Raw genomic sequence first — 12,507 nt, 5'->3', positions numbered from 1 at the left:
GCTCCGGGGAATGCCGGCGACGCTTCACGGGTTTCTTAGCAGGGATAATTTCACTCATATTAGGTGTCCACTTGTTGATAGGTGGACACCTAAATTACAGCGCAGAATTTGGCTTGGTAGATGAGTTTGCCGGACGCTTACGAACGAAGTCACTATACCCTGGGATTACTGGCAGCCTATGCTGTGGCACTTCGCCCGGTACATCGGGATATGGTTAATGTGGGTAAGCCTTATCAGTACGGTATGTAAAGGAAAGGTGTAGTATAGGTACTATACAATGAGAGTTTAATTTTTTTACTGAGATAATCCCGCAATAGCAACAAGTAATCGACTTGATGCAAGCTGTGCGAAGAGGTGGTTGAGCTGGCTCGCAAACGCAAGCTTCTTTCCGACAAGCACTTCAGCGTAGACGGCACCCTGATTCAAGCCTGGGTTTCGCAAAAGCGCTATCGCCGTAAAGATGACAATAGCGATCTTCTTGCTGGCTGTGGTCGTACCAGCCGGCACGTTGGCTACCAGATCAGCCATCGTTGCAGAAAGCGGGTAGAAGAACCATTTGGCTGGGGTAAGTCAGTTGACCACATGAGGCAGATGAAAATACTCGGCTTACCGAAAGTGAACAATGTCTTTATGCTGGCAATGAACGGCTGGAACCTGACTCGAATGAGGGCGTTACAGGGATAGTCCGTCTTGAAGGCGGGGAAAGCCCGCCGCCAAAGCCTGTAAGAATGAAAAATGGCCCTAAATCGCCCATTTCTGCCGAGAATTCCAGATTCAAACGATCAATGGTTCGAATTTGAATGAAAATCAACAGCCTGCTAGCCTTTAATTCACTGCGAAAGGGGATGATAATGAATCGACCGTAGGTATGGAGGAGCTTTATCATACAAAATCGCTCATGTGTAGGATACAACAAAATTTTCCTTTAAATTCCTTAGATTTGAGAGTGGCTACTCCTTAAGAAAGCTGAAGTTTTTCGAGTCGTAAACATGCTTCACTTATAGTGGCTGAAATGCACTCTGATGTGGGAGCTGAAAAATCTATCCATTTGGGTGCAATAATATTTGAATTTAATGTAAGTTGATCCAATTCAGTTGTACCGCCGGCAGATCGAAGATAAAAATTCTCAGGAGAGAATCCTAACATCCAGACTGGTGTTCCGAGTGCTGCAGCAAGCTCCATGGGAAGTGAGCTAATGCCAATCATAAGATCAAGATTTTTCAAAACTGGTGCCATGCCTTCAAAGTCATCAAACATGTCGATATCTTCAACAAGTTTAATATTGTGTTTTCTACAGTAATCTTTTTCCTGTTCGCTCATACAGTGTTGCATTGACCATATTTCAATATTATGGAAAAGCGTTAAAGGTTCGAAATTCTCTACACTTAAGTACATAAATTTTCTCCACATAGCGAGAAAATGACTTCTCCAAAGAATACCAATTTTAAATTTCTTAGTTTTACTTAATTCGAATTTTGTTTTTATGTATGCACCTTCGCTTGGACGATCTATTTCTCCAATAAAATGGTTAAAAAATATATTTTGACCATTGGTTATGTAGTCAGCATTATTCATAAGTTCCTGGCAATCCTCAGTAAGATACTGGGACAATTTTAAGTTTAAGCGAGAAATTCTTTCTTTATCTGTAGTTACTTTTTTTATGACTCCCTTGCGATATCGTTCTACCGGAACAAAGGTGATTTCTGGAAATGACCGTTCAAAAAGCGTAGTTAGCCTCGGATCGCACGTGGCTATAACCTTTCCAAATTGTTTCGATAGTTGCTTGTAAAATTGTGCGGTTCGAACTTCATCGCCTACGCCATCATCGCAAATTAGAAATAAGGTTTTATTGCTGCTATTTGTTGGTAGTCTTTCACAGTTTAAAAAACGACTTCCATAGATTCTTTTTAACATTATCCAGTGAGGTGCATGCCGTTTTGAATAGAAACCTTCTTTATAAAATTGTCCGCTCATTAACAGACCAAAGGTTCTATCTACACCAACTCCCCCACGACACCCTGTTCTTCCGTGCCCATCAATTCCATGTCCAATTCTGTTCCTCAGGTTAAGGATAGATGTGATGCCAGCCCCCGTTCGTGGGATCGCTAATCTTAAACCTTGCGAAGCTATTGGATCTGAGGGATCCTCATTAATGACTTCCAAGAACAAATCTCTAGCAGAATAAAAGTCATCGCTTTCTAGCGCTCTATATCCAAAGACCAAATTTGGTGTAAGTAACGTATCTGAAAGAAAATTCTCATTTTTAACAAACGCTTCAACCGTTTCGATAAGATCTAAGCGTAATAGTTTATTTAAGATTTTATCTTTTTGATAAATATTTTTTTCAGGAAATGACTTGATGATCGCTTTCAAGGAGCGCTCGAATAAGTTTGAAAATTGAATGCTGTGTTTTTTATTTTCAGTTGCTATTTGTAATATGTCTAGACGATCTAGATGGCTTTCTGGGAGTTTATGCAGATCAATGTTAGCCCAATCCAGATTAAAATTTAAAGCAGCACAGATAATTTCTGGGCGGCTAAGTTGGTGGTAATTGATCAATTTTTTTAATAGAGAATCCGCCTCAGATAAGAAGCCCATGGCTTTGAGATGAGGAATATATCGAAGTTGATAGCTTGGATTATCCAGACTCAAATTATCAATTTCTGAATATTTAATAACATCTACCTCCATACCAAGACTTACTAATAGATGAAATTCCTGATATCGAGCATGTTGTCTCGCTTTATCGCTAGTTGAGTAGGCTTGTAAAACCGTGAGATGCTTAAGTTTATCCTCATAGTTTATTCCTGATAGGCGAATAAGTTCAGATAATGTTTTCTGATTTGTTTCGTTTAATGATTGAATTTTATGATTAGCTAAGAAAGCCTTTAACAATGAATCAGAATTTATACCTTTATTACTATGAAGTTGAGTTCGAATAATAAGAAATAAATCCGCTGGAAGTAGGCTGTCAGGAGATATCGTTTCAGCTATTTTGGTGGCACTGCTAAAATTTCTGAGTCGAAATAAATGTTTGACTATGAAAATTTTATCCCTGATAGAGCAATGGTGAATTGCAATATTTAGTAATTGTTTTCGAGTTATACTCTTATCCAAAACTGCTTGATTAATTCTTGTAGTTGTAGCTCTCCGAAAATTTACGGTATCAAAAAGCAACTCAATAAACTTTTTTGGTTTCAATATAAGTCGAATAAATTTCTTGAATTTGGAAAAGCTCCAACTCAGAAATCTAAAGTCTTCTTTTTTCATAATTAACATGTTACGATTCCTAATGCAATAAGCGCCAGATGCCAGAATACTGGGAGTTCTTTGTTCTCTAGGTTAAATTTTCCGACTGAATTTTTCTCAACAATGAGAATTTTACTCGGCTAGCCTAGTTGTTCCATTGGGAGTTAATATTGCGAAATTTTGATTCTTACCTATTACGAAAGCTACTGCTCTCGCGCTTATGGCGATATTTAATCATATCAGTTTTTGAAGTTCCAGTTAATTTTGTTTATTGAGTATTATAAAAACGCCGCTATCCCATTACTTTTTATCTCGAAAAGAGCATGGTTTAAGCTATGCATTAGCATAATTTTTGCTATCGCCCAGAAATCAGCGGTTAGTCATGAGGATTGACAATCAAAGATGAATTGCTATTATTTTGATAGAGCAAGCAGCCACTTTGGTTAGGTAAGTATGGGGCTTGCTAATAAATTCCTTCACTAGCCTACTGTATTATTGACAATCGATGTAACTGTTGATACTGCCGCCTATGCGCACAACTGGGTATTCATGCTTGCCGTCATCTCAAAATCAAGGAAAATGACCGTTTCCGTAAGCTTAGTACTCATGCCTACCCAGCTCTGTGACGTCGATAGTATTGTAGATATGATCAAATTGGAAGTGGCTCTTAGCTCCGCTACTGGTAAGCTTTAATGTGTTCCTAACTCGATGTAACCAATACGAATTGTATAGCCCAAATATTAGTCCGTAGAAATCTATTTGAGGTAATTCGACTCATTATTCGTCAACAATTCGTCGGATAGCCTGTACTTTCCATCAGTTGTATTCAAGCCCGTGTTAGCCAAGTATTGTAGTGGCTACTATTACCGGACCGTAAGCAAATTTTTTCTCCCGCCTCGCTAGGTAGGACTCGTAAGCTTCCCCTATAAGTAGACAGTTTCAAACTTAGCGCATTCTGACAAACTATGGTCAGGAGGCCGACATGAAGAAATCAAAATACTCGGACAACCAGATTGTCTCGATCCTCAAGGAGACCGGGGTGGGGATGAAGGTGAAGGAGGTGTGCCGCAAGTGCGGTATCAGCTCCCCCACCTATTATGCGTGGAAGGCCAAATTCGGTGGTCTGGATGTGTCGCAACTAAAGCGTATCCGGGAGCTGGAGGTAGAAAACGCCAAGCTGAAGCGCATGTACGCCGACAAGGCCATGGAAGCCGAAGCCATGCGGGATCTGATCGAAAAAAGCTCTGAAGCCGATCGAGAAGCGTGATGCCGTAGCGCACCTGGTTAAGGCGCACGGGCTATCTAAACGCAAAGCCGCCCGCTGTATTGGGCTATCGCGATCGGCCCTGTATCAACAGCTTACTCAATCTACTGTATGCGGGTCTACTGACAGTAGATCAACCGCTATAGTATGTAAAATAAATAGCGCGATATAAGAACAATACAACGACTTTTTGATTTATTAACTCCGGCAGTACCGCACTAAAAAATTATGCCGATCATTTCAATAGAATTTTTATTATTGAGCTATACTGAGTTTGAAAATTTTCAAGCGTATTCGCTAATCAAAACATTCCTGCTGGAAAAATATTTGGTTTGTGTAACACTTTACGAAAGATATTTCTATAGGGCTTCTCAAAATTAATGAATACGACTTGGAAATAAAATAGAAAACTTTGCCCCACCGAGTCCGCTTTCACTCACATCTATCTTTCCCTTATGCCTTCTTACAACACTCTCCACCAAAGCCAAGCCAAGGCCAAATCCACCTGTCTGTTTGTTCCGGCTTGAGTCAACTCTCGAAAAAGGTGCAAAAATCGTTTCTCTCTGATCGGAGGGAATTCCTGGGCCATCATCCTCTACGGCTAGCATAACCTCGTCGTTCACCTGAAGTATTGTGACCAAAACCCGGGAGTTTCCATACCTGGTTGCATTTTTTAATAAATTATCAATCAAAAGCTTCAGGTAGAAATAATTACCTGTCAAATGGCAGTTTTTTAGGCCCGTCATGGAGATTTCCATCTCTTTGAACCAAGAGTCAAATTCATCCACACAACTCTTTATCAAAGGCCACAGGTCCACTTCTTCATATTGGATCGTATCCTTGACATTAAGCTTGGAGAGGGTAAGTACTTTGTTGCTGAGTGCATCAAGTTCATCGATATATCTATCGATATCCTGTACAAACTCCAGTTCTCTCCCCCCCGGGAGCCTTTTTGCGAGCAGAGCTACCACCAACTGGAGTTTGCTGATTGGGGTTCTAAGTTCATGGGAAATCGCACTCGCCATTATCTGCTGTTCGGAAATCATTCTCTCCAAATCCTCAGCCATGCTGTTGAAGCTCGATGCCAAATGGCTGAGGGGAAGAGGCAGTGACGTGTCTGCTCGAACAGACAGGTTGCCACTGGCTAGCGCCTGACTATGGGAGCTAAGTTTGGATATATGCCGGGTTACGCTTTTAATCGTTAGATAGATTGGTGCACCAGTCAGCAAAACAAAGATACAGATACTTGCGGCGGCAACAGTTAAAATACGTGTTTTCTCCTTTCCTTCGATCATTGCCTGTTCGTAAAGGTAAGTGCCTTCCTGAACCTCTTCCGTTGACATGTGCGTATCTGAAATTATTAGGAAATCCGCCCCTTTCTGGGCTGTTTTAGCAATGGGATAAATCGCTACCAAAAAACCCTTCTGTTTGTCTTTGTATACATTTATTCCTCTAATATTCTTTTGAAACTGATACTGGCGAAGTTCCTGCTTCAGATCATTATCTGACACTATTTCAATCAAGAATTGGTGTTCGAGAGAAATATATTTTGCGAATGTTTTCCAGTCGCCATCTTCCTGCCTGATTTCATTTAGTGTCGAGTTTGCGATAACGTAGGTGTCGTCAACAAAGTCTGTTTGATTTTGTGACCAGAATATATATAGCTGGAGCCCAACAAATATCACAGCTGATAGGATAAAGATACCAATAATACTAGTGTAGAGTCGCCAAAATAATGACTTTGGTAGGATAATCATAGCGTGCCCTCTAGCTACATTGAACTAATATATAGCCTTTACCACGCACTGTCTTAATCAATTTGTGGGGCAATTGATCATCTCCCAGCTTCTTACGTAAGCTGGATATTCGCATATCGACGGAACGATCCACTCCATCATAACTTATGCCGCGTAAAACCCGGCAGCATTCCTCGCGACTGACGACTTGTCCAATACTTTCTGTCAATAGGGCCAGCATATCGAATTCAGCACTTGAGAGTTCTATAGGAGTATTATTTTTATGAACTTCTCTACGCTGTAAAAATATTTTTATTGATCCAATAATTACAGGGTCCCGTTGTCTTGGGTATTTTGTTCCAGAGCGACGTAATAATGCTTCTATTCTCACCAGTAGTAGGTGAGGGCGTACAGGCTTTAAAACGTAGTCGTCGGCGCCCTGTCTAAACGAGGAGATTTCGGTAATGTCATCATCACGCCCCGTTAGCATTAAGATGGGCTTCTGATAAAATTTCCTAACCTCTGTACAAATTTCAATACCATTCGCCCCTGGCAACATAATATCCAGAATAACCAAATCGGGATTTGACACTCGAATATGATCAACGGCGGCATCTCCCCTATGTACTTCAGAGACGGCGTACCCCTCTTCTTTGAGTAGTAATGTTGTTAATCGAGCAAGTTCTTGGTCGTCTTCTATAAGAGCTATATGATACTTTTCTGTCATTGGTATTTAAGCGCTGTTTAGCATTAATTATCAGGATTCTTAGATTTTTGGATAAAAGTTCCAAGTATGTCAATTGAATTAGGAAAATAAGTTGCCTGGGTCGGCTTTAGGATGCTTTTTTAAAGGTATTACAATATCCGAAGTTCCCTAGATTTTCGTGACTGGATATTTAAATTTCGAATCTCTCTATGCCAAAAATAAATCTTATGAGATAAAGCAAAAAAGTAAACTCTAATAGATAAATATTTCTCAGTCAAACTAAATTTTTCTTGTTGACCACTGGCGCTTAATACTTCCAGACCTTACAAACGCTTACATTTTCTTACCTTAATCGAGAGGAAAATGGTTGGTTTCCCGGCTAATAATAAGCGCAATTGAAGATTATTGTCCTGAAACTAAAAAGTTGAATTACCATTTTTCGTTTCTTAAAAGGTAATTTTGACGCTTACTAAGGAAAAGATATGAAAAATAACCTTTATCCTGCTTTATCGATTTCCCTGGTTGTGAGTATTTTATTGGGCAATCCAGTCAATGCGTCATCTTTGGGATGGCACAATTTTTTTGATGAATGGCTTGATCATTATTTGGGTCAGTTTGGATACATCGCTGAAGGGGCTTCTGGCGGATGTGTCTCGACTGAGTTTGGTAGACAGTTCGGGATCTCATCCGTGCCTGCTTATACAGGTCATCAGTATCAATCAAATTTTTGTAAATATATAGAGTTTGAGGCGCCGAATGGTGGAAGCATAGAGATCTATGCCCAGAATAAGATAACCGATGAGCAAATGATCCGTGCATACCAGATTCTCGAATTCTATTTGGAAGATGTGAAATTTAGTCGCTATGGAAGGCACAAATGGAAAGTGGCTAATGCTATGGCTGGCAATAGAGCCAAACTATTGTTGATGAACGGTTCAGATGATGGAAATAATCCGCTTCCCGATGAAATGGACGGGCAGCCACTGTATGAAACGGAACTTATTATCGAGGGCTCGCCAGCCTATATCAATAATGATTATGAAAATCACCGGGATGCGTCATTTGAGGAGATACTGCATCTGGTACATGACTATGGCATAGGAACCTCTGGGGAGGATGCACCAGAAGGTGCACTACCAAAATATACTGCAGCCATTGATATGGCGATGGAGGATGCTTTTTCCAATTTCCGCTGGCCGACTGAAGAGGGGTACGAAATCCTTAAGGAATTTTTTGAGGAGTTGCGGGAAGAGGGCAGTCTCTCCCAGGAATATCTGGCGTCGGTTGTCGACAGTTATTATGGCTACTGGGGCGCTTATAGCGAAGCACCCGGTGGCATGTATGGATTTTACGTAGCCAAAACCAGAAAGGATGTTATAGAGCTTGACCCCATGGGCGGAGAATTGGTTAAAGAGTTCTTGAGTCCATACGTCACCTATATGGCAAGAATCGATAAGAGCTTTGAGGGAACTTTCTCCCTTAGTTTTAATGTCGATACACCCTATACCCATAAGTCGCAATATCTGATTAACGCTCAATTGACGGGTAATTTGGATAGTAATCTCATGGGCAATGAGCAAGACAATATACTTATTGGAAATTCCGGCACCAACCAGTTAAATGGTTTGGGCGGAGAAGATACTGCCGTGTTTCAGGGGGATATAGATGAATATAGCATATATTCATCGGGTAGAGATATTTTCATCTGTGATACAAAAAACGATCGTGACGGTATTTCTCAACTGATCAACATAGAAATGGTTGTTTTTAATGATGAATTATTTGTCTTTTATGGAAACTCTATTCTTGAAGCTGAGGAGGCATGCGAAAGAGGCCTTATAAATTGTAAGGGGATGGACATTATTTGGAAAAAGTATATCTCTTTATCGATGTAGGATGCAGAGTGGAGTGAGCTGATCGATTTATTCTATCTGCCACTCTCTTTGAGTGGGCACTTATGGATAACCTTGATGTACTTTTTCAGAGCCCCCAGGCCCGGCTGTTATCAATGTGCTTAAAATGCCGACTTTTGAGATTTATTGTGAGATGTATACATGAATTTTAATCATGTTAGGTGTTATGTGTTTCTCATTTGATTTATTCATCCTCTACCTTCTGAGGAGGGTCTAAAAATCGAGGGTGCCTGGCGACCTTCCAACCCTGTGTAATTCAACTAAATTACTTTTTATTGATGTGTAAATTAATTTTCAAGCGGAAAGGGATTTTTCTATGAGTAATAAATTGTTAACCCAACTGATAATGCTTGTTCTGAGTGGTCTTATGTTAATTTTAAGCAGCTTTACCCTGGCTGAAAACTATTATGAGTATTGTCCCATTGACCCTGGTGATGATCAAAACTTCACTATAGAGGAAATACATAATCCCATTTTTCAGCAATTCGACCGTAAGGTTGAAGTTTTTGGTATCCCCATCTATGCCGTAAGACAGGTGGAGGATGAGCGACTATTGCATGCCGCGAATGTAATGGCGCAGTACCTTGATAACAATGAAAACGGCGCTATTGATAATCCTGAGGTACATGAGGCCATGCTGGACAATGGTGCTTTTATGGTGATGTGGAAGGATGAATCTGACCTGGATCACCTTGAAGTACCGCAGGGAATGTTGGGCCAGGATCTGGGAAACGATGAAACCAGGCCGGAATGGCACAGCAGTGGACACACGGGGCGCTTCGATGCTTCTCTGGAAGAAGTCTGGCACATTATTAGCCATGCTGGATATGCTTATGCATATCCAGAGATTTTTTTCGAAACACCGGGAAGTCAGCTTTCCAGAGCTATGGATATAGCTAGGGGTGGATTTTTTGAAGAAGTACCGGATCCATATCCTGTAGGAGCCTGGTATACCTATGACGACCAGACTTGCGATTACGAATGTATGGTAACCGAGTACTTTTACTGGGGGTTGACCTCTCTACTTGGAGCGCAGGAACACCGGCAAACAGAAATCTACGCAGAATGGAAACTGAATACCCCCGTCTTACTTAAAGAAGTGGATATTTCCTTTTATAAGTTACTCACAAACAAAGAATACAGACTGCCGATGAGGCTGCCGGACGGAAAGTATAGGCCAGCAGAAGAGTACTGTTGGTATACCTATTAAGCTGTTAGCTAAAGTTGTTCAGGTGGGCTGGTAAAGCAATTCACTAAATGCCCATGGGTGATTTAGTAGCAGCCTGTCTGTAAAAATGGAATTAAACCCTAATATATTGTTAGCAGACGGTTTAGAGTTCAGAGATTACTTTAACTTTATTACAGCCACTTTCTGGTATGAGTAAGTGTGGTTTTAGAAAATGCGAAAAAGCGGTAGTAATTATTGTTATCACAAGGTTTCAATTTCGAATCCTAGATGGCTAATTTCTCTTGTGAATCACGCTGGTGAAGTACTTCCTTCGCCAGCTTAATTAGGAAGTTATTATGAATCGATTTACATTTTTTTCTATCGCCATGTCCTATGCCAGTGGGACCATTGCATCAGTAGAAGGCGGTGTTGAAAATAAGGGAAATGACAAGAACCTTGAAGAAGTCATCATAACCGAAAAAGTTCAGCTTTCGGAGCCTACTGAGATAGCACAAAAACTACTAAAGGTCCCTGGCGCACTTGGCGATCCTATACAAGCGGTTTTCTCTATGCCAGGTGTTGTGCAAAGGGAAGATGGTGGGGAGCCTGCAGTCAGGGGCAGTTCACCTGATGATAATGCCTATTTGGTAGATGCTTTGCCTGCTGGAAATATATTCCATAATCTACTTGGCAACAGTATATTTAACGAAAACCTTTTGCGCGATTTTGGGTTGCAGCCTGGCGGTTTCAGTTCGAAATATGGTATGGCGACGGGTGCAATTTTTGACATCAGCCTGCGCCAACCCCGCTTTGATCCACTGTCTTTTACCCTGGACGCCAGCATGTTGCAGCTAGGTGTGCTGGCAGAGGGAGAGATTACAGAGGATCAGGCTTTTTATCTCTCTTACCGGGAAAGTCTCATACACTTGTTTTTAGAAGATGAAGAGGATGGTGTTAAGGTCACTTCCGATCCAAGAGCCAGTGACTATCAAGGAAAGTACTTTTGGCGCTTAAATAATAATAACTCTCTGTCCTTTCTAGTACTGGGGGCCAGCGATGAGGCGGCGCGCGAAGTTAACGAAAATTCTGAGGAAGGTCTTTTGGATCCGGCTGGTGTCGGGAAGCAATCTTTGGATAGTCGCTTTGATAGCCAGGGCTTGACGTGGAGCTATACCGGTGATGATGATAAGACTGCTAGTGAATGGGTCACCGCACTCGGTCATATACGTGATCAACAAAACTTCCGTGTAGGCATAGATCAATTTATGGATCTGGAAGCCGATACGTTAACATTTAAGAGTCAATATGGATTCTCCATAAATCAAGGTCACCGCCTGACTTTAGGTGCCGAGTTGCAACAACAAAAATGGGATTATCAGCTCAGCATGTACCAACAAACCTGTTCGGATTTCAATCCGAATTGCGAAGTAGATAGGGGCCCATTAATTAGGGAAACGAGTCAGCAAAAAATTGAATTATTGGACATATTTTTAGAGGATGAATGGGTGCTCGGTGATAATTGGTTAATTACCGCTGGACTACGCGCCTCGCAAAATCGTTATTTGGATGAAAATCATCTGGAACCTCGCTTGGCGGTCTCCTGGCAGGTTTCGGAGGCGCTTGAGATACACGGTTCAACCGGCCTGTACCATCAAATGCCGGGCATTGATCAGGTTATTCCTGTGTTTGGTAATCCAAATCTATCTTCCCCTACAGCGAAACACCTTGTGGCTGGCTTCAACTGGGATCTGGGTAATGAATGGTCGTTGTTGGCCGATGTATATTACAAGGATTTGGATCAACTGGTGGTAGATGTCGATGATGAAAATTTGCTTTACACGAATTCCGGCGTAGGCAAGGCTTATGGTATGGAATTGATGCTGAACAAAAATCTTACCGATAAATGGTATGGGTGGATATCGGTGAGCCTATCCAAGACTGAGCGTACTAATACATTAACTGGGGAAACTTCGCCATTTTACTATGATACGCCGATAGTTATGAACTGGGTGATGAATTATCAAATCAGTGAGTTATGGAATATCGGCACACGCTGGAACTACCGCAGTGGCGCGCCTTATACGCCGATTATTGGTAATAAACCAGATCCAAATTTCCCGGGTCATTTTGTCCCGGTCTATGGCGATCTTAATAGTGAGCGAGCGGATGCCTATCACCGGCTCGACCTGAGACTGGAGCGTGAGTTTCAAGGAGAGCGCCTCCACGGCAGCTTCTTTATCGATATTATTAATGCTTATGGTGCTGCCAATAGTGGAGCTGTCGAATATGTTCCGATTCAAGATAGTAATGAATATAAACTGGAGAATGAAGGTAAGCGTCCGGGCATCACACCTTGTCAGCAGGAACCCAGTTATGGGGCAGCAGCTCGCCGATAGCACTGGCGCGATGCATCGGTAATCGCTGCATCACATCTTTCAGATACGCAAAGGGATCATGACCATTCAGCTTGG

9 protein-coding genes are annotated in these 12,507 nt (G+C 41.5%); 5 read left to right on the top strand and 4 right to left on the bottom strand.

Annotated features, from left to right (window positions below; all coding sequences use genetic code 11):
- Positions 1–417: 417 nt before the first annotated feature.
- Positions 418–684: a transposase gene (locus tag AB1S50_RS17560; protein ID WP_455363763.1), complete on the top strand. Its 267-nt coding sequence runs from the start codon at positions 418–420 to the stop codon at positions 682–684.
- Positions 685–957: 273 nt separating this feature from the next.
- Here AB1S50_RS17560 and AB1S50_RS17555 read toward each other — a convergent pair whose 3' ends face one another.
- On the bottom strand, positions 958–3,279 hold the full coding sequence (locus tag AB1S50_RS17555; RefSeq protein WP_367152413.1) for a glycosyltransferase family protein: 2,322 nt from the start codon (positions 3,277–3,279) through the stop codon (positions 958–960).
- A gap of 952 nt (positions 3,280–4,231) precedes the next feature.
- On the opposite strand from AB1S50_RS17555, the gene AB1S50_RS17550 reads away from it, so the two are divergent.
- Positions 4,232–4,516 carry a transposase gene (locus tag AB1S50_RS17550; RefSeq protein WP_367152411.1) on the top strand — a complete coding sequence of 95 codons (285 nt, stop codon included), beginning with the start codon at positions 4,232–4,234 and terminating at the stop codon, positions 4,514–4,516.
- A 374-nt stretch (positions 4,517–4,890) separates the two neighbouring features.
- Here AB1S50_RS17550 and AB1S50_RS17545 read toward each other — a convergent pair whose 3' ends face one another.
- Together AB1S50_RS17545 and AB1S50_RS17540 are read right to left on the bottom strand one after the other, a co-directional pair.
- Entirely contained in the window at positions 4,891–6,270 is a 1,380-nt protein-coding gene (locus AB1S50_RS17545) for an ATP-binding protein (RefSeq protein WP_367152409.1), read from the bottom strand.
- Positions 6,271–6,280: 10 nt separating this feature from the next.
- Complete coding sequence (locus AB1S50_RS17540; protein WP_367152407.1) at positions 6,281–6,976, bottom strand: response regulator; 696 nt, start codon at positions 6,974–6,976, stop codon at positions 6,281–6,283.
- 461 nt (positions 6,977–7,437) lie between these two features.
- Here AB1S50_RS17540 and AB1S50_RS17535 point away from each other — a divergent pair, with 461 nt between their 5' ends.
- From AB1S50_RS17535 to AB1S50_RS17525, 3 genes are all read left to right on the top strand, one after another.
- Positions 7,438–8,850 (top strand): hypothetical protein, encoded by a 1,413-nt coding sequence (locus AB1S50_RS17535; protein WP_367152405.1) that lies wholly within the window; start codon positions 7,438–7,440, stop codon positions 8,848–8,850.
- Positions 8,851–9,184: 334 nt separating this feature from the next.
- Positions 9,185–10,078 carry a hypothetical protein gene (locus tag AB1S50_RS17530; protein ID WP_367152403.1) on the top strand — a complete coding sequence of 298 codons (894 nt, stop codon included), beginning with the start codon at positions 9,185–9,187 and terminating at the stop codon, positions 10,076–10,078.
- Between the two features lie 314 nt (positions 10,079–10,392).
- Complete coding sequence (locus AB1S50_RS17525) at positions 10,393–12,432, top strand: TonB-dependent receptor plug domain-containing protein (protein ID WP_367152401.1); 2,040 nt, start codon at positions 10,393–10,395, stop codon at positions 12,430–12,432.
- Here AB1S50_RS17525 and AB1S50_RS17520 read toward each other — a convergent pair.
- Positions 12,383–12,507: transposase domain-containing protein (locus tag AB1S50_RS17520; RefSeq protein WP_367148845.1), on the bottom strand; the 125-nt coding region annotated here is incomplete at its 5' end. The genes AB1S50_RS17525 and AB1S50_RS17520 overlap by 50 nt on opposite strands.

Source organism: Microbulbifer discodermiae (genome assembly GCF_040742695.1).
Lineage (GTDB): Bacteria > Pseudomonadota > Gammaproteobacteria > Pseudomonadales > Cellvibrionaceae > Microbulbifer.
This window is presented reverse-complemented; position numbering and strand designations above follow the sequence as displayed.